This is a genomic window from Flavobacterium sp. WC2409 (assembly GCF_041200085.1).
GTDB lineage: Bacteria > Bacteroidota > Bacteroidia > Flavobacteriales > Flavobacteriaceae > Flavobacterium.
In genome coordinates, this window is record NZ_CP165625.1 from 349,753 (window position 1) to 366,750 (window position 16,998).

18 protein-coding genes and 1 tRNA gene are annotated in these 16,998 nt (G+C 32.5%); 7 read left to right on the forward strand and 12 right to left on the reverse strand.

Features of this window, described 5'->3' with window-relative positions:
* Nucleotides 1-58 precede the first annotated feature (58 nt).
* The 4 genes from mutL to AB3G34_RS01560 all read left to right on the forward strand — a co-directional run bounded on the left by mutL (nucleotide 59) and on the right by AB3G34_RS01560 (nucleotide 4,681).
* Nucleotides 59-1,909: a DNA mismatch repair endonuclease MutL gene (gene mutL / locus AB3G34_RS01545; protein ID WP_367757538.1), complete on the forward strand. Its 1,851-nt coding sequence runs from the start codon at nucleotides 59-61 to the stop codon at nucleotides 1,907-1,909.
* Nucleotides 1,906-2,658, forward strand: coding sequence for a rhomboid family intramembrane serine protease (locus AB3G34_RS01550; protein WP_369753245.1), 753 nt, complete (start codon nucleotides 1,906-1,908; stop codon nucleotides 2,656-2,658). Before mutL ends, AB3G34_RS01550 begins: the two co-directional genes overlap by 4 nt.
* Nucleotides 2,659-2,690: 32 nt before the next feature.
* Nucleotides 2,691-3,554, forward strand: a complete 864-nt coding sequence (locus AB3G34_RS01555; RefSeq protein WP_369753246.1) for a rhomboid family intramembrane serine protease — start codon at nucleotides 2,691-2,693, stop codon at nucleotides 3,552-3,554.
* 83 nt (nucleotides 3,555-3,637) lie between these two features.
* Entirely contained in the window at nucleotides 3,638-4,681 is a 1,044-nt protein-coding gene (locus AB3G34_RS01560; RefSeq protein ID WP_369753247.1) for an endonuclease/exonuclease/phosphatase family protein, read from the forward strand.
* 8 nt (nucleotides 4,682-4,689) lie between these two features.
* On the opposite strand, the gene AB3G34_RS01565 is transcribed toward AB3G34_RS01560, so the two are convergent.
* From AB3G34_RS01565 to AB3G34_RS01590, 6 genes are all read right to left on the reverse strand, one after another.
* Complete coding sequence (locus AB3G34_RS01565; protein WP_369753248.1) at nucleotides 4,690-5,316, reverse strand: WbqC family protein; 627 nt, start codon at nucleotides 5,314-5,316, stop codon at nucleotides 4,690-4,692.
* Between the two features lie 90 nt (nucleotides 5,317-5,406).
* On the reverse strand, nucleotides 5,407-6,984 hold the full coding sequence (lepB, locus tag AB3G34_RS01570) for a signal peptidase I (RefSeq protein ID WP_369753249.1): 1,578 nt from the start codon (nucleotides 6,982-6,984) through the stop codon (nucleotides 5,407-5,409).
* Between the two features lie 76 nt (nucleotides 6,985-7,060).
* The gene (dapB, locus tag AB3G34_RS01575) at nucleotides 7,061-7,762 is read right to left on the reverse strand and encodes a 4-hydroxy-tetrahydrodipicolinate reductase (protein WP_369753250.1); all 702 of its coding nucleotides are present in this window, start codon (nucleotides 7,760-7,762) and stop codon (nucleotides 7,061-7,063) included.
* 59 nt (nucleotides 7,763-7,821) lie between these two features.
* Nucleotides 7,822-8,382 carry a DUF5683 domain-containing protein gene (locus AB3G34_RS01580; RefSeq protein WP_369753251.1) on the reverse strand — a complete coding sequence of 187 codons (561 nt, stop codon included), beginning with the start codon at nucleotides 8,380-8,382 and terminating at the stop codon, nucleotides 7,822-7,824.
* On the reverse strand, nucleotides 8,382-9,281 hold the full coding sequence (locus tag AB3G34_RS01585) for a ParB/RepB/Spo0J family partition protein (RefSeq protein WP_367757554.1): 900 nt from the start codon (nucleotides 9,279-9,281) through the stop codon (nucleotides 8,382-8,384). The genes AB3G34_RS01580 and AB3G34_RS01585 overlap by 1 nt, the downstream gene beginning before the upstream one ends.
* Nucleotides 9,282-9,285: 4 nt before the next feature.
* The gene (locus tag AB3G34_RS01590; RefSeq protein ID WP_367757556.1) at nucleotides 9,286-10,053 is read right to left on the reverse strand and encodes a ParA family protein; all 768 of its coding nucleotides are present in this window, start codon (nucleotides 10,051-10,053) and stop codon (nucleotides 9,286-9,288) included.
* Between the two features lie 402 nt (nucleotides 10,054-10,455).
* On the opposite strand from AB3G34_RS01590, the gene AB3G34_RS01595 reads away from it, so the two are divergent.
* Together AB3G34_RS01595 and trxB are read left to right on the forward strand one after the other, a co-directional pair.
* Nucleotides 10,456-10,530 (forward strand) — tRNA-Pro (locus tag AB3G34_RS01595).
* 131 nt (nucleotides 10,531-10,661) lie between these two features.
* The gene (trxB, locus tag AB3G34_RS01600; RefSeq protein WP_369753252.1) at nucleotides 10,662-11,609 is read left to right on the forward strand and encodes a thioredoxin-disulfide reductase; all 948 of its coding nucleotides are present in this window, start codon (nucleotides 10,662-10,664) and stop codon (nucleotides 11,607-11,609) included.
* 78 nt (nucleotides 11,610-11,687) lie between these two features.
* On the opposite strand, the gene AB3G34_RS01605 is transcribed toward trxB, so the two are convergent.
* The 5 genes from AB3G34_RS01605 to AB3G34_RS01625 form a co-directional block, all read right to left on the reverse strand.
* Nucleotides 11,688-12,521, reverse strand: a complete 834-nt coding sequence (locus AB3G34_RS01605; RefSeq protein ID WP_369753253.1) for a GIN domain-containing protein — start codon at nucleotides 12,519-12,521, stop codon at nucleotides 11,688-11,690.
* 87 nt (nucleotides 12,522-12,608) lie between these two features.
* Nucleotides 12,609-13,349, reverse strand: coding sequence for a head GIN domain-containing protein (locus tag AB3G34_RS01610; protein ID WP_369753254.1), 741 nt, complete (start codon nucleotides 13,347-13,349; stop codon nucleotides 12,609-12,611).
* Between the two features lie 2 nt (nucleotides 13,350-13,351).
* The gene (locus AB3G34_RS01615; RefSeq protein ID WP_369753255.1) at nucleotides 13,352-15,082 is read right to left on the reverse strand and encodes a PspC domain-containing protein; all 1,731 of its coding nucleotides are present in this window, start codon (nucleotides 15,080-15,082) and stop codon (nucleotides 13,352-13,354) included.
* A gap of 5 nt (nucleotides 15,083-15,087) precedes the next feature.
* Nucleotides 15,088-15,417 carry a PadR family transcriptional regulator gene (locus tag AB3G34_RS01620; protein WP_007136354.1) on the reverse strand — a complete coding sequence of 110 codons (330 nt, stop codon included), beginning with the start codon at nucleotides 15,415-15,417 and terminating at the stop codon, nucleotides 15,088-15,090.
* 140 nt (nucleotides 15,418-15,557) lie between these two features.
* A complete protein-coding gene (locus tag AB3G34_RS01625; protein WP_367773870.1) occupies nucleotides 15,558-16,013 on the reverse strand; it encodes a DUF4870 domain-containing protein in 456 nt (151 codons plus the stop codon).
* Between the two features lie 196 nt (nucleotides 16,014-16,209).
* On the opposite strand from AB3G34_RS01625, the gene AB3G34_RS01630 reads away from it, so the two are divergent.
* Entirely contained in the window at nucleotides 16,210-16,662 is a 453-nt protein-coding gene (locus AB3G34_RS01630; protein WP_367757568.1) for a DUF4442 domain-containing protein, read from the forward strand.
* Nucleotides 16,663-16,750: 88 nt separating this feature from the next.
* On the opposite strand, the gene AB3G34_RS01635 is transcribed toward AB3G34_RS01630, so the two are convergent.
* The gene (locus tag AB3G34_RS01635) at nucleotides 16,751-16,984 is read right to left on the reverse strand and encodes a hypothetical protein (RefSeq protein ID WP_367773871.1); all 234 of its coding nucleotides are present in this window, start codon (nucleotides 16,982-16,984) and stop codon (nucleotides 16,751-16,753) included.
* Nucleotides 16,985-16,998: the final 14 nt, after the last annotated feature.

Here is a 16,998-nt window from a genome sequence, read left to right on the forward strand (position 1 = left end):
ATTTGTGCTTACGGTTTTAAATAATGGAAACCTTAAACTTTAAAACTTATATTTATTAATGTCGAGTATAATCCAATTACTTCCTGATCACGTTGCGAACCAAATTGCTGCTGGAGAAGTGGTGCAAAGACCGGCTTCAGTAGTCAAAGAATTACTCGAAAACGCGGTTGATGCTAGAGCTACAGATATTAAGTTAATCATAAAAGATGCTGGTAAAGCTTTGGTTCAAGTTATTGACAACGGTTTAGGGATGAATGTAACTGATGCTCGATTGTGTTTTGAGCGTCATGCTACATCAAAAATCCGTCAAGCCGAAGATTTATTTTCATTACACACAAAGGGTTTTCGCGGTGAAGCATTAGCTTCTATTGCTGCTATTGCGCATGTTGAAATGAAAACCAAGCAAGATCAACAGGAATTAGGAACTCAAATTGTGGTGGAAGGCAGTAAATTTATGTCACAAGAAGTGGCTGTTCTACCTAAAGGAACTTCATTTGCGGTTAAAAATTTATTTTTTAATATTCCGGCTCGTCGTAATTTTTTAAAATCAGATACCGTAGAATACCGTCACATTATTGATGAGTTTCAACGTGTCGCATTGGCACATCCCAATATTTATTTTACTTTTTATCATAATGGTAGTGAGATGTTCAATTTACCTTCCGCTAGTTTAAGACAAAGAATTGTCACTATTTTTTCGGGTAAAACCAATGAAAAATTAGTTCCTGTTCAAGAAGAAACTGAAATCGTAACTATTCAAGGGTTTGTAAGTAAACCTGAATTTGCTAAAAAGAATAGGGGAGAACAGTTTTTCTTTGTTAATGACCGATTTATAAAAAGTGGCTATCTGCATCATGCCGTTATGGCTGCCTACGATGGTATTTTAAAAGATGGAGCACAACCGAGTTATTTTTTATACTTAACGGTTCCGCCTAATACGATAGATATCAATATTCATCCTACAAAAACCGAGATTAAGTTTGACGATGAACATGCTTTATATGCCATTTTACGAGCGTCTATTAAACACAGTTTAGGGCAGTTTAATGTGGCGCCAGTTTTGGATTTTGATCGTGATGCGAACTTGGATACGCCTTACAGTTATAAAGATGCTAAAGGAGAAACTCCTACAATTCAGGTTGATAGCACTTTTAATCCATTTTCGGATGACAAAGTAAATAAACATTATTCTAGTTATAAAAAACCAGAATCTACGGCCAATTGGGAAAGTTTGTATGTGGGTTTAAAACAAGATTCTGATGTTTTTACAAGTAATACTGATTTTTCATTTGAAAGTGATGAAGTCACAGGGTCTTTGTTTAATGACGAAGAGGTAGAGCAAGCAGTTCATAATTCGTACCAAATTCATAAAAAATATATTGTTTCGCCTATAAAATCAGGAATGGTTATTGTAGATCAACAGCGTGCACATCAACGTGTTTTGTATGAGCAGTTTTTGACAAATATGACAGTTCATCAAGCATCAAGCCAGCAATTATTATTTCCATTGGATTTGTTTTTTTCGTCCACTGAGATGGATCTAATTGAAGAATTAAAACTTTCTCTGGTTAATACCGGTTTTGTTTTTGAAGAAACAAATTCAGATCATGTGGTTATTTCTGGAATTCCAGTCAATGTGACTGAAAGTGAGGTTTCGATGGTGTTAGAACAATTATTAAGTGATTTACAGGATGGAATTCCTGAAAGTAGCTTTAGCCAGAATGATACAATAGCAAAATCAATGGCCAAAAGTTTGGCTGTGAAAACAGGGACTACTTTAACAATAAAAGAACAAGAAAACTTGGTTAACGGTCTTTTTGCCTGTAAAGATCCCAATGTTTCCCCTTTTCAAAAACCGACTTTCATCACGATGCGTGTGGAAGATTTAGATAAAAAATTTGCACTATGAGAAATGTAACCGAAACGGTAAAACAATTAATTATAATTAATATCCTATTTTTTATAGGAACACAAATTGTTGGAGACGCTGCTTACCAAATGTTGGCGATGTATTTCCCGGAAAACACTAATTTTCAATTTTGGCAACCTATCACGCATATGTTTATGCATGGAGGATTTATGCATATTTTCTTCAACATGTTTGCATTATATTCTTTTGGTTCGGCTTTGGAGCATTATTGGGGAGGTAAGAAGTTTCTATTCTTTTATTTCTCTTGCGGCTTAGGAGCGGCACTATTGCATACGGGAATAAACTATTATTATTTTCAAGAGGGAATGAATACATTAATGGCTAATGGTTTTTCTAAAGTGGAAGTATTACAACTTTTAAATGAAGGGAAAATTAATACACAATGGCAACAATTGTTGTCTCCATCGGAATTTCAAAATTTCACTAGTGCCTATATGGGGACTGTAGTTGGGGCTTCTGGAGCTATTTACGGTGTTATTGTCGCTTTTGCATTTATGTTTCCTAATGCAGAGTTGGCTTTGATGTTTATTCCTATACCAATTAAAGCAAAGTATTTTGTTCCAGGATTAGTTTTAGTAGATTTGTATTTAGGGGTTTCTGGACAATCTATTTTTGGAAGTGGTGGGCCAGGAATCGCCCATTTTGCGCATGTTGGTGGTGCTTTATTTGGGTTTTTGATTTCATGGTATTGGAAAAAAAATCAGTTTGATGGCAATCGTTGGAATTAATAGGGGTTATTTGTAAATTCTAAATATAAAAAATGAATATTCTAGACGACTTAAAAATTCAATACAAATTAGGAGGTATAGCTAATAGATTAATCTATTGGAATGTAGGTTGTTTTTTAGTTTCATTACTTTTTTTTTATGAATTTAAAGGAGGGGTATTTAATTTTCCAACTTGGATCGCTTTGTCTACAGACTCTTCTAACTTTTTATTCAAACCGTGGACATTCCTAACCTATGCTTTTTTTCATGATGGTTTCTGGCATTTGGTTTTTAATATGATGGTGTTGAATTTTTCAAGTACTTTATTTTTAACTTTTTTTACCCAAAAACAATATTTAGGAGTTTATATTTTAAGCGCCATATTTGCAGGGTTTTCCTTTGTCTTAGGCTATTATTTACTTGGAATTAGTGCCTCAATTGTAGGTGCATCAGCTGCTATTATGGGTATTTTGGTTGCTGTGACAACCTATCAGCCTTTAATGAATGTGCGTTTGCTTTTGATTGGAAATGTAAAATTGTGGCACATTACTGCTGTTATTCTTATACTTGATCTCATGCAATTTCGTTTAGATAATACCGGTGGTCATATCTCGCATTTAGCTGGGGCACTGTTCGGTTTTGTCTTTATAAAACTACTTCAAAACGGAACTGATTTGAGTACGATTGTAAGTAGAATCATTGATTTTTTTACTAATTTATTTAAGGTGTCACCCAAAACACCTTTCAAAAAAGTACATAAAAACTATACTAAGCCTGTAGGTACGACTGCTTCTAGAATTATGACAAAAGATAAAGCGCAACAACAAATTGATGAAATTTTGGATAAAATCAGTCAGTCTGGATATGATAGTTTGACAAAAGAAGAAAAAGAATTTCTGTTCAAAGCAGGGAAGTAGTACTTTTATAGTATTTTTCGTAAATAAAAGAAGCAATTTTGCGTTATTAATTTAGCAAAGTAATTAACTGAATAAATACCAATATGAAAAACCTTTCATGGTTCAATAAAGGAATGTTTTTTTTAAATATTGTTCTGACAATAGTCACCTTTGTGGCCTATGTTTTGCCTTTTTTAGCGCCAAAGCTGTTTCCGATTTTGTCTGTTTTGACACTTTTCATGCCAATGTTTTTTATATTGAATGGATTATTTTTTATGTATTGGGGGCTCCAATTCAAAAAAAGAATGATTTTGTCTGGATTAGTACTTTTGATGGGGATCACGTTTATTAATAAATTTTATAAATTTTCTTCTAAAGCGTATCCTGAAGATGACAAAGACTTTAAAGTAATGAGCTATAATGTTCGTTTATTTAATTTATTCAAGTGGATAGATAAAGAAGATGTTCCTGGTGATATTTTGACTTTTATCAATGAAAAAAACCCAGATATTCTGTGTATTCAAGAATTTTCTTCTTCGGCAAATATTGACTTGAAAGTGTACCGCTATAAATATATTTTTATGGAGGGCAATAAAATTAAAACGGGGCAGGCGATTTTTTCTAAATTTCCCATTATTAATCAAGGCGATATTGTATTTCCTAATTCGAATAATAATGTAATTTATGCTGACATAAAAAAGGGTAAGGATATTATTCGAGTCTATAACATGCATCTTCAATCTATAAAAATCACACCAGATGTTAACGAAATTTCTGAAAATATAAATGTGATAAATCAGGATAAGTCACAAATGTTATTGATAAGAATCAGTAAGGCGTTTAAACAGCAACAACAACAAGCAGAGATTTTAAAAGAGCATAAGAAACAATGTGAGTATCCTATAATTATCTGTGGAGATATGAATAACAGTGCTTTTTCTTATGTGTATAGAAACATTAAAGGAACGCTTAAAGATAGTTTTGAGGAAGCAGGTACTGGTTTTGGGCAAACGTATAAATTCAGGTATTATCCTGCGAGAATTGATTATATTTTTGCCGATGAAAAAATGATAGTTAAGAAATTTGAAAGCTTCTCTGATTTTGATAATTCAGATCATTATCCTATTATGGTCAAACTATCTTTGTAATAGTTCTTTTATTGGAGTATAATAGTTTGGGCTTTTAAATAGTCAGTAGTGAATTTACCCTCATTGAATAACAAGTCAAGAATACTTAGGTTATTGATAAAGTCATATTTGTCATCAAAAACCTGCGGATACTTTTCAAAAGAAGAAACGTCTTTTTTCCCTTCTACCAAAAATCTAAAGTCTTTTATAATGCTGGTATCTACTTCATGAAAGTATTCAGTAGTAGTATCAAATTCTAATTTCATTCGCAAACATTTCGAAACAACAGCTATGGTTTCAAAATTTAAATCCATTAAGTATTTGTATTTTTTTTCGAAAATAACACGAATATCATCTTCAAAAAATTCAAAGAAAGGGGAACTTCTATAAGCTGCTTCTAGTGATTTGAAGTGTTGTTTTTGCCAATCAAACTCAGGTTCAATTTGAATGTCTTTCGTTTTCTGGCGGATTAATTTGGAGTGCTTAACGGGAATGTTTAAGAGTTGAATTCCGTTTGGGCTGTAGATATAAGTTCGGTTGCGATTGGTTTGCTTTTGGAAATTATCTTCAATTTCAAACGTGATTTTCTCTGCCTGAAGCATCGCTGCAAAATGGCTAATTGAAGGAAAATAGGTTGGGTACAGTAAAGTGTTCATATTTGTCTAAAGTTATAAAGTAATAAAGTCGGAAGTCATAAAGTTGCTCTTAAAAGAGTATTTTATGACTTCCGACTTTGAAACTTTTGACTAATTTTTATTCTCTTTTCTTTTTTTCCAAAAATATTCACCAGCGAAGAAAGCAGCTAGTGCAATTAAGAAATATTTAAAATATGACTGTGGTTGTCCTTCCCCGTTTACGGTTGTAAAGACTCTATCCCAACGAACTTTGTTCAATCCTTTTCCATTGGTATCCCAACTCATCCAGATGAATATAGGTTTACCTACAATGTGATTTTCTGGAACAAATCCCCAATAACGGCTATCTTCAGAGTTGTGGCGGTTGTCTCCCATCATCCAGTAATAGTTTTGTTTGAAAGTATAGTCTTTTACAACTTCGCCATTCAATCGAATTTCATTTCCTGTTACCTTAAGGTCATTTTTTTCACCATTATCATTCTTCAATTCATAGTCCGTAATGATTCTTTTGTAAAAAGGCAATGACTCCACTGTAAGTGCAACTGTTTTTCCTTTTTGTGGAATATAAATTGGACCAAAATTATCTTGATTCCATTTGGTGTTTTGAGGGAATATAGCAGCTTCTGGAGTTCTAGAAATTTCCCTGATTACTGAAGTTATTCCAGGAACATTTTTTAATCTTTCCGCTCCTGCAGCAGTAAGTGCTCTGAAAAGTAGTGTATCTTTTGTTTCGTTATTTTTAAAATAAACAGCATCCGTAATATCAAGATCCTTAAGTAAATATTCAAAATCAATGGGTGTTTTTCCATCTAATGCTACAGTATATGAAAATTGAGGTTTAGCACGTTCAGGTAATTGCAAGATTTTACCATCGATGTAGACAATTCCATCTTTGATAGATAAACTATCGCCAGGTACTCCCACACATCGTTTTACATAATTTGATTTTTTATCAATTGGTTTGATAACTCCAGGTTTTCCTTTAGCTTCAAAGAAATAATGAACCGTATCTACTGGCCAGTTAAAAACCACGATATCCGTACGATTGATCTTCTCTATACCGGGTAATCTTAAATAAGGCAATTGTGGCCAATTAAGGTATGATTTGGTTTTAATAAAAGGTATGGAATCATGAACCATTGGTAATGCTACGGTAGTCATAGGGATCCGTGCCCCGTAATTTACTTTACTTACAAATAGAAAATCACCTACTAATAACGATTTTTCTAAGGAAGAAGTTGGGATCGTATAAGGTTGAACAAAATAAGTATGTACTAAAGTCGCTACTATAATGGCAAAAAGTAAAGAACTTAATGTATCAGTTGTTTTGTTTTCAGAAGTTGTGCTTTTGTCAGATACATAATTTAATTTTTGGGTGTAATTAATATAGTAAATGTATAATCCAAAAGTTATTATTCCTAAAAAAGAATCTAGAGTAGAGCATTTTCCAAAACTTCTTAATGTTTCAACCCAAATAATTGGAAACATGATTAAGTTAATAATGGGTATGAAAAGTAATATAGTCCACCAAGTTGGGCGGCCAATGATTTTCATCAAAACGATAGCATTGTAAACTGGTATTCCAGCTTCCCAACGTTTTCTTCCTGCAGCCTCATATAACTTCCATGTTCCTAAAAAGTGAACAATTTGGATGAATAAGAAAAACACAAACCAATGATATAGTGTCATAATTTTTTATTTAAAGTTTAATTTTTAAGGTAGTTTTTCTCGAAATAGCTAACCTCTAAAAATAGATATAATACGTTTATTTTAAATCCAGAACATCTTTCATCGAGAAGACTCCTTTTTTACCAAAAATCCATTCGGCAGCGATAACGGCTCCAAGTGCAAAGCCTTCACGGCTATGTGCGGTATGTTTTATTTCTACACTGTCAACAACGGAATTGTAAGTCACGGTATGTGTGCCCGGAACAGTTCCAATTCGTTTCGCTTCAATATGAATTTCGTTAGCTTCAGGAGTTTCTAATGTCCAGTTGGTGTAATTACTGTTTTCAATAACGCCTTTGGCTAAAGAGATTGCAGTTCCACTTGGGGCATCTAGTTTTTGAGTATGGTGAATTTCCTCCATCTCAATGCTGTAGCTGTCTAATTTCGCCATCATTTTGGCCAGATATTCATTGAGTTCAAAGAAAATATTTACACCCAGACTAAAGTTTGAACTAGATAGAAAGGCTCCGTTTTTTTCATTACATAAGGCAACCATTTCTTCATAATGCTCTAACCATCCAGTTGTTCCTGAGATTACTGGTACATTGTTTTCAAAACAATTTGAAATATTGCTTACAGCTGCAGTTGGGATGCTGAAATCAATGGCAACATCAGCATTTGATAGCCCTTCATAAGTATTATGCTCGTCTTTTTTCAAAACGATTTCATGCCCTCTTATCAGCGCGATTCTTTCAATTACTTGACCCATTTTACCATATCCTAAAAGCGCAATTTTCATTTGTTTTGTATTTTATAAATTAAAAAAATTATAGAGAAACCAATAGTTTTAGTTGTGCTCTAAAAATTATAATTAAGAGTTAGACCCACATTTGTTTTGAATGTTACATCATTGGGGTAAATAATTGGACGTATTGATAAGTTTTCATCAACATTAAACTGTATTAGGGCTGCATCAACATTAGCATCTATTATGTTTAAAGCATAAAATGCTACAACGAATAAAGCGGATAAATCGCGGTTGCGTTGATAGAATTTTTGACCAGAAATTAATCTAGCGTTATCTAAATAAGTAAAATTATCATCACTATATCCTTCTAATCTTCGTTTGTACGCATCTCTATATTGATGGTATTTTTTATTACTATCTAGATAAAAATAAAGACTAGTACCAATAGCACCATATACCAGTGGGATTTTCCAATATTTTTTATTGTATGCTTGACCTAAACCAGGTAAAATAGCGGAGTAAAAAGCCGCCTTTGCTGGGGTTAAAGGATCGATATCATTTGATTTTAAAGTGTCTTTTGCGACTAGAACAGCCTCTTTTTTTGCTTGAGCAAAAACAGTAGCATTTCCTAAAATAAAGAAAAGTATTCCTATGGAAATAAGTTTATTCACTATCCCTTTATTAATTCGATGATTCTTTTTAAATCTTCTTCGGATTGAAAAGGAATTGTAATTTTTCCTTTACCATTTCCTGCTACTTTTACATCTACTTTGTTTCCAAAATAAGTAGAGAACACTTTCTTTTGTGACTCTTCAATTTCAAAAGAAGCTGCTTTTGCTTTTGTAGCTGGTTTTGGTTTCAAGCTGTCTTGATAGTTTTTTACCAATGCTTCTGTATCACGAACGGAAAGATTCTGACTTACAATTTTTTGATAGATATCAGTTTGAATGTCAAGATCTTCAATGTTTATTATAGCACGACCATGTCCCATACTGATAAAGCCATCACGAATTCCTGTTTGAATAATTGGATCTAATTTTAAAAGGCGCAAGTAATTAGCGATAGTAGACCGTTTTTTCCCAACACGTTCACTCATTTGCTCTTGAGTCAATTGAATTTCATCAATCAATCGTTGGTATGAAAGTGCGATTTCAATAGGATCTAAATCATGACGTTGAATATTTTCAACTAAAGCCATCACCAATGATTCATTGTCGTTTGCAATACGAATATATGCTGGAACTGTTGTAAGTCCAACTAAAGTAGAAGCACGTAAACGACGCTCCCCTGAAATTAATTGGTATTTATTAAAGTCTAATTTTCGTACGGTAATAGGTTGAATAACGCCTAATTCCTTGATGGAAGTAGCGAGTTCTCGCAATGATTCTTCATTGAAATTACTTCTTGGTTGAAATGGATTTATTTCAATCGCATCAATTTCAAGCTCAATAATATTTCCTACAACTTTATCAGCATTTTTATCATCTACGGATTTTATATCATTTTCCGGATCTTTTAATAATGCAGATAATCCTCTTCCTAAGGCTTGTTTTTTTATTGCTTTTGCCATAAAACTATTTACTGTTTTTCTTTATAACTTCTTGAGCTAAGTGTAAGTAGTTAGTCGCTCCCTTACTTGTTGCATCATAGTTTATAATGCTTTCACCAAAACTTGGTGCTTCACTCAGTTTTACATTTCGTTGGATAATGGTATCAAAAACCATATCGTTGAAATGTTTTTGAACTTCTTCTACAACTTGGTTCGATAAACGCAAACGAGAGTCAAACATTGTTAATAACAAACCTTCAATGTCTAAATCTGGATTGTGAATTTTTTGAATACTTTTTATAGTATTTAATAATTTACCTAAACCTTCGAGTGCAAAATATTCACATTGTATTGGAATAATAACAGAGTCTGCCGCTGTTAATGCATTTAAAGTAAGCAATCCTAATGATGGTGCACAATCTATAATGATGTAGTCGTATTCGTCTTTTATATCTTCCAATGCTTTTTTAAGCATATATTCTCTATTTTCTTTGTCTACCAATTCAATTTCGATGGCAACAAGGTCAATATGAGATGGAATTACATCCACATTTGGCGCAGAACATTTTACTATAGCTTCTCTGGGAGTGTTGCTGTGTTCCAGAATTTGATAGGTTCCAATTTCTACACTTTCCACATCAATACCTAACCCTGAACTAGCATTAGCTTGAGGGTCAGCGTCAATAAGTAGTACTTTTTTTTCTAAAACCCCTAAGGATGCAGCAAGATTTACTGATGTCGTTGTCTTTCCAACTCCTCCTTTTTGATTAGCAATCGCAATGATTTTGCCCATTTATTTTTCTAAATTTTGAACCGTAAAAATACAATTAATTATGGTTTCTAAAAATCTATTTTGTTAACATTTGTTAAAGCTTGATTAGTTGTCAATTGAACTATTTCATTTTAAAAAAAAGGAGCGTTAATTTTAAGGAGCTATTCCAGCTGTTTGTTTCAAGTTCTTGTACTTCAGTGTTTTTTCTAATGCTATAAAAGGAGCTTCTTTTAGTCGCTCTTTTATAGCAAGAAAAAATAACAGGAAGTACTGCGAGTCTTTTCACTACCATCTGGGCTAGGCGTTTATTATATATAATTTAGGGAGATTTTTAAAGTATTATTTTTATTCTAAATTAATTATTTCTTATTTCTGAAATAGTTTTGCATAAGCAAAAAATAGTTCTATATTTGCACCCGCTTTCGGGGTGTAGCGTAGCTCGGTTATCGCGCCTGCTTTGGGAGCAGGAGGCCGCAGGTTCGAATCCTGCCACCCCGACTAAAGATCCTTTCTGTATCCACAGAAGGGATTTTTTTTATTGTAGAATAACAAAAACTAATTGCGCAAGTTCAATATTCAAGCAATTATAACTTAATTTTGTACCTTTAAAATTATAATACAACCTTATTATGTCAGATACAATCGAAAAAATTAAATGTCTTATTATAGGTTCTGGACCAGCAGGTTATACTGCAGCAATATATGCAGCCAGAGCAAACATGAATCCCGTTTTATACCAAGGAATCCAACCAGGAGGACAATTAACTACAACTAATGAAGTAGAAAATTTCCCAGGTTATGTAGATGGAGTAACAGGACCAGAGATGATGGTTCAATTGCAAGCGCAAGCACAACGTTTTGGTACTGATGTACGTGATGGATGGGCTACTAAAGTAGACTTTTCTGGGGATGTACATAAAGTATGGATTAATGATACTAAAGAATTGCACTGTGAAACGGTGATTATTTCTACCGGTGCTTCGGCTAAATATTTAGGACTGCCATCTGAACAACACTATTTAAAAATGGGTGGAGGAGTTTCTGCCTGTGCTGTTTGTGACGGATTTTTCTATAGAAATCAAGAAGTAGTAATTGTAGGAGCTGGAGATTCAGCTTGTGAAGAAGCGCACTATTTATCTAAACTTTGTAAAAAAGTAACAATGTTAGTGAGAAGCGAAAAATTCCGTGCTTCAAAAATCATGGAAGAACGTGTTCGTAAAACAGAGAATATTACTATTTTAATGAATCATGATACTGTTGAAGTTTTAGGTGATGAACAAGTCGTTACGGGTGTTAAGGCATTGAATAAAACTACAAATGAAGCGTTTGATATTGAAGCTACAGGTTTCTTTGTTGCTATTGGGCATAAACCCAATACTGATATTTTTAAACATTATATTTCATTAGATGAAACAGGATATATTATAAATACTCCTGGTACTTCTAAAACGAATGTAGCTGGTGTTTTTGTAGCTGGTGATGCTGCAGATCATGTGTATCGTCAAGCAATTACTGCTGCTGGCACAGGATGTATGGCCGCTCTAGATGCAGAGCGATATTTAGCTTCCAAAGAATAATACAATGCTATAATGGCAATAAAAAAAAGTCCCAATTTGTATAAATTGGGACTTTTTTTATAAAAATACAAGAAGATATTATTTCACCTTTTTAAGTAGCTTAGCCTCATTAGTGAATTTTTTCATTTCAATTTTTGGCTCCCCAAAAAGTTGTATCTCTGATTTATCAGAAGCAGCTATGCTGATACTAGTTTCGGCATAAACAGAGCCAGTTGAATATCCTTCAGCTGTTAAATCAATATTTTTTATAGTTAATTTATTGGCAGTTAGATTGGAGTTGCTATCAATTCTGATAACGCCATTGGTTGCGCTACCTTCTATTTTAGCTTCTGATTTTTGATATAAATCACAAATGAAATCTTGAGTTGTGGTTAAAGATTTTAAAGAGGCATTTTGACTTAATACGATTTTAGATTTTTCTGATTTTAGATTTAACTCTACCTTCGATTTATCATTTGACTCTAAAAGAAAATCTTTTGAATTTACATTTAAAAATAGTTGAGCATTATCAAATGTCTTAAAGGCAATAGTATCAATCTGTACTTCTTGAATAGCATTTATTGCTACATCATTTTTTGCAGATATTGAATTAAGGTCTTTGGTATAAGTTATTTTTACTATTAACTTCTTGTATCGAATTGCTTCTTTACTAGTGTAAACACGCAATACATTATCTCTTAAGTCAATTGAAATGATATCATGTAAATTGTCATCTGCTTCAATTTTTAATTCTGTTTTCTCTCCTCTTTCTAAGTATACTTCAATATTATCTTCAACTTCAATACTTTTAAAAGAACCTATTTCTCTTTGTTCAGTCGTTACCTTTTTAGATCCTTTTATTTTTTCTTTACTTTGCGCCAATGTTATAGTTGTAGATATAAGAAGTAGAAGTACATTGATGTAATTTTTCATTATGACATTAAATTATGGTTTTTACAAATATAAAAAAATCATCCATTTTTAATGAATGATTTTGGTAATAATTCTATATTAGGTAAGCTAATCTCTATCAATACTTGCTCCAGAGCTTGAATTTTTTTCAAGTGAATGTGGCGTATTATTATAAGTAATAGAGCTACCACTAGAAGCTTTTGCTTTCAAACTTACTATGGGATGAACATGTATTGATGATCCGCTAGATGATTTTGCGCTCACTTCATTGGCTAATAATTCTTTGGCATTGATTGTGCTTCCGCTAGAAGCTATTGCTTCTAAGTTAAGAGCCATACCATTCATTGAAATAGTGCTACCACTACTTGATTTGCTAGCTATATTATCGGATTCAATTTTCACATCAATAGTTGCGGCACTAGAAGCTCTAAGACTAATTTTTTCTCCTTTCAACGTATTGATGCTTCGTATTGAGGAGGCGCTTGACGCTTGTAGTTCTTCAATAATTGGCATTTTAACAGTGACTTTTTTCGACTCAATATTAATAAATGAATTGTAATCACATGCAACAATAAGTACTCCATTTTCAACTTTTGTAGTAATGCTATTTTGCAAGTTATCATCCGCCTCAACACTAATTTCCTTATTATCACCTTGCTCAATAACAAGATCAATAGCATTGCTTACTTCTATACTTTTAAAGTCTCCTTCTACCTTTCTATTTTCGGTCGTAACATTTCCACTACCTTTAATAGATTTTGAATTTATCGAATAGTTGCAAGATGCAAACAATAATGCAGTTAACGCAACTAATATGAACTTTGTGATGATTGTGATGATTTTTAGCATGATTATTTAGTTTTAATGATGATACCGTCTTTGTTTATTTTCAACTCTTTGATATCATTGTTCCCTTTAATTATAGTATCATTCGTAATTGAAACCCCGTTTTTATTAATTGTTACTGTAGCGTGGTCGTCTTCATTATTATCAACATCCACATCATTATCCTCATCTTCATCAGCTGGACAATCCAAACATTTTACTTTTGTGTCCATTACTTGGTAAAGATATTTATCTGAACTGTAGTGTAAGTTAAAAAACTCATCATTAGATCTATCATAGTTTTGCACACTTGAATCTGCTTTAAATAAAGTTCCTTCGGGTAAGTATAATGTGACTTCAATTTCTTGATCTCTGTATTTATTTTTTAAATCACTCAATAGATAGTTATCAAGTATTAATTGATTTCCAATTATTTTGTAGTTGTATTTAATTTCTTTTGCTCTTTTTTTAGCTTCAGATAAAGATTTTCCTTTTGCCTCTTTTTCTATTTGAATATAGGGTATTTTCTCGTCTGTTTTTTCGATTTTAAAACTAACTTCATTTGAATAAATAACATCATTGTCAGTGGAGTCTTGGGTAATTTTGAAATCATTTCTATCATTCACATTTTTTGCATAATAGTCATTGTGTTTGAATTTAATAAACAAAGTGTCACTAGGTTGTAATATTATATTTTCTTTGTGTACCACTCTACCATCAATTGCAAATGCAGTTGCTTGTCTTATTCCAATAGAGATTGCTAATGCTACCGCAATTATCCAAAGTGCTAATAATGTATATTTAGCAATGTTTCCGATCGATTTCATGTTCGGAGCCAATAATTTAAAGCCCAATAGCGTTAGAAAAAAGAAAGGAATTCCTACAGCAAAGAACATTAAAAGGCCAAATGACCAAATAGGGTAGTCCGTAAAGTTCCCTGCTTCAACAAAGCTTTGCCAAGGGAAATCAATAAAAGTGGAAGAGCCTAATGTGAATACGCCTATCAGTAAAAAGATTAATGTTGTTAATCCTGTGATGATTAATAGGATACCGAGAAATTTAGCAAATACTTTGAAAACAGATAGGATAAAATCTCCAAATGAACTTCCTATTTTATTTGCTCCCGACTTTATTTGATTACCGTATTTGTCATAATCAACATTTTTAATTTTGTCAGAAACGTTTTCAAATTCTTCACGAACTTTTTTTTCGATATTCGAAATGTTAACTGGTTCTCCAGTCATTTCCAATTTTTCGGATGTGGTTACTGCTTCTGGCGTTACAATCCAAAGAATGATGTAGGCTAATACACCTGTTCCAAATCCCCAAACTGATATTATTAATAAAATTCGAATCCATACAGTATCAATTCCAAAATAATGACTAAGTCCAGCAGCTACACCGCCTATCATTCCTTTTTCTTTATCTCTATATAGTTTTTTTACTCTTCTATTAGAAGTTTCTGTAAAGGTTTGATTTGTTTTATTGTCTTCTTCAATGATATAGTCTTCAGGTTGTCCCATGACCGTAATCACTTCGTCAACATCTTTTAAACCCACAACATGTTTGTCGCTTTTTTGTTTCTCGTTCAGTAATTCCGAAACGCGCATTTCAATGTCTTTGATGATTTCTTCTTGACCAGATGAATTGGATAGAGAACGCTTTATAGCATCAAAATAACGAGTTAGTTTTTGGTATGCATCTTCATCTATATGAAAGAACATTCCGCCTAAGTTTATATTTACAGTTTTGTTCATGACTCTTATTTTTGGTTTGTGATTAGATTTACGGCATCAGACAATTCTGTCCAAGTACCATTTAATTCGTTTAAAAAGGTTTGTCCTATTTCAGTAAGACCATAATATTTTCTTGGTGGTCCTGATGTTGATTCTTCCCAACGGTAGCTTAATAATCCGTCGTTTTTTAGTCGTGTCAGTAGTGGGTAAATAGTACCCTCCACTACGAGTAATTTTGCGTTTTTTAAAGTGTCTAGTATTTCCGATGTGTATGCATCTTTTTCTTTCAATACGGATAGGATGCAAAATTCGAGAACACCTTTACGCATCTGTGCTTTTGTGTTTTCAATGTTCATAATTTCATTTTTGTTTTTGGATTAAACTGTTCATTTTTTGATTGATGATTGATGATTATTTTTAGAAGCTATTTCCTGCTGTCCGTTGTATTCCCGATAAATAAAATCGGGAGATGTCACTTCCATCAGGGATAGGCTCGTTATTTTATAAATGGAATTGTGATTGGATATTTAAAACGTTCTCCGTTTGATGTTTTTATTGCTGCATAGATAATTAAAAAGAACTCTGCTATTTTCAAACAGCCAAAAATAATAACTGCCATAATTCCAATTGTTAATAGACCAATACTGTTGTCAAAATTAAAATTATTGATAACAAAATTATCATCATGAATGATAGCATCAAAAGGAACATTGTTAAAAATAGTGATTAAGAAAATAGGTACTGCAATAGCAATAAGGACTAACGAATACAATAGTAAACTCAATTGAAAATTAAGTACTTGTTTTCCATTATAATCTACAAATTCGGACTGATCTTTTTTTGTCGACCAAATTAATATTGGAAAAATATAATTCCCAAAAGGAATAAAGTATTGTGTTAACGTACTTATGTGTGTAAAAGTAGCGGCATTTTTTTCGGTAATTGTTTCCATTTTTTTTGATTTTTGATTGATGATTGAAAGTACAGAACTAATTTCGATTAGCTTACCTAGTAATTTCTTATGCAAATATATGTCCAAAAGACAGTATCTTGTATCGCATAGTAGTAAATATTAACATATTTTTAACAAATTATTTTTATATGTACGCATAGTATTTTTTTGTATATTAGCAAAAAAACAAGCAATAATGAACCTTACAGCCTCTAAACTTAATAAATTTCTATTTTTCAAATTGCCTTCTGCTTTTCTTTGCGGAGTAAGGGTAAAAGAAATAGATGAGAATAAATGTGTGGTGTCTGTAAAACACCGCTGGATCAATCAAAATCCATTCAATTCGATGTATTTTGCAGTTCAGGCTATGGCTGCTGAGCTTTCAACAGGAGCATTAGTAATCTATCAAATTAAAAAAAGCGGAAAAAAAATATCCATGTTAGTGGCTAATAATAAAGGAAATTTTACAAAAAAAGCAACTGGAAGAATAACATTTGTATGTAAGGATGGGCACTTGATAGCGCAAGCAATCAAAGAAACAATTGCTACAGGAGAGGGACAAACTTTCTGGATGAAATCCATAGGGACGAATGAAGAGGGAGTTCAAGTGTCAGAAATGGATTTTGAATGGAGTGTTAGAATAAAATAAAAATAAGTTGTTTACTAGTTTGTAAAAAAAGAAGGCTCTAAATTAGTTAGAGCCTTCTTTTGTAAAAATTATTTTATACTTTTTTAAATTAGCATTTTTTACCTTCTTTTTTACTTGTTTTGGCACTGCATTTTTTTCCGTCGGCCTTGCATTTTACTTGACATTTTGCAACATCTTCTGCACTCATAGTCTTTGCGTCAGATTCTTTTGCCATGCAACAAGATTCTTTTTTTGTTTTTTCTTTTTTAGCCGGTTTTGCATCTTGAGCACTTGCGTTTATAGTAAATAAAGCTATTGCTAAAAGGGTGATTATTTTTTTCATACTCTATATTGTTT

Excerpts from the sequence above, each read along its gene's own strand:
- mutL (WP_367757538.1), top strand. The coding sequence starts at position 59 with ATGTCGAGTATAATCCAATTACTTCCTGATCACGTTGCGAACCAAATT.
- AB3G34_RS01550 (WP_369753245.1), top strand. The coding sequence starts at position 1,906 with ATGAGAAATGTAACCGAAACGGTAAAACAATTAATTATAATTAATATC.
- AB3G34_RS01555 (WP_369753246.1), top strand. The coding sequence starts at position 2,691 with ATGAATATTCTAGACGACTTAAAAATTCAATACAAATTAGGAGGTATA.
- AB3G34_RS01560 (WP_369753247.1), top strand. The coding sequence starts at position 3,638 with ATGAAAAACCTTTCATGGTTCAATAAAGGAATGTTTTTTTTAAATATT.
- AB3G34_RS01565 (WP_369753248.1), bottom strand. The coding sequence starts at position 5,316 with ATGAACACTTTACTGTACCCAACCTATTTTCCTTCAATTAGCCATTTT.
- lepB (WP_369753249.1), bottom strand. The coding sequence starts at position 6,984 with ATGACACTATATCATTGGTTTGTGTTTTTCTTATTCATCCAAATTGTT.
- dapB (WP_369753250.1), bottom strand. The coding sequence starts at position 7,762 with ATGAAAATTGCGCTTTTAGGATATGGTAAAATGGGTCAAGTAATTGAA.
- AB3G34_RS01585 (WP_367757554.1), bottom strand. The coding sequence starts at position 9,281 with ATGGCAAAAGCAATAAAAAAACAAGCCTTAGGAAGAGGATTATCTGCA.
- AB3G34_RS01590 (WP_367757556.1), bottom strand. The coding sequence starts at position 10,053 with ATGGGCAAAATCATTGCGATTGCTAATCAAAAAGGAGGAGTTGGAAAG.
- trxB (WP_369753252.1), top strand. The coding sequence starts at position 10,662 with ATGTCAGATACAATCGAAAAAATTAAATGTCTTATTATAGGTTCTGGA.
- AB3G34_RS01605 (WP_369753253.1), bottom strand. The coding sequence starts at position 12,521 with ATGAAAAATTACATCAATGTACTTCTACTTCTTATATCTACAACTATA.
- AB3G34_RS01610 (WP_369753254.1), bottom strand. The coding sequence starts at position 13,349 with ATGCTAAAAATCATCACAATCATCACAAAGTTCATATTAGTTGCGTTA.
- AB3G34_RS01615 (WP_369753255.1), bottom strand. The coding sequence starts at position 15,082 with ATGAACAAAACTGTAAATATAAACTTAGGCGGAATGTTCTTTCATATA.
- AB3G34_RS01620 (WP_007136354.1), bottom strand. The coding sequence starts at position 15,417 with ATGAACATTGAAAACACAAAAGCACAGATGCGTAAAGGTGTTCTCGAA.
- AB3G34_RS01625 (WP_367773870.1), bottom strand. The coding sequence starts at position 16,013 with ATGGAAACAATTACCGAAAAAAATGCCGCTACTTTTACACACATAAGT.
- AB3G34_RS01630 (WP_367757568.1), top strand. The coding sequence starts at position 16,210 with ATGAACCTTACAGCCTCTAAACTTAATAAATTTCTATTTTTCAAATTG.
- AB3G34_RS01635 (WP_367773871.1), bottom strand. The coding sequence starts at position 16,984 with ATGAAAAAAATAATCACCCTTTTAGCAATAGCTTTATTTACTATAAAC.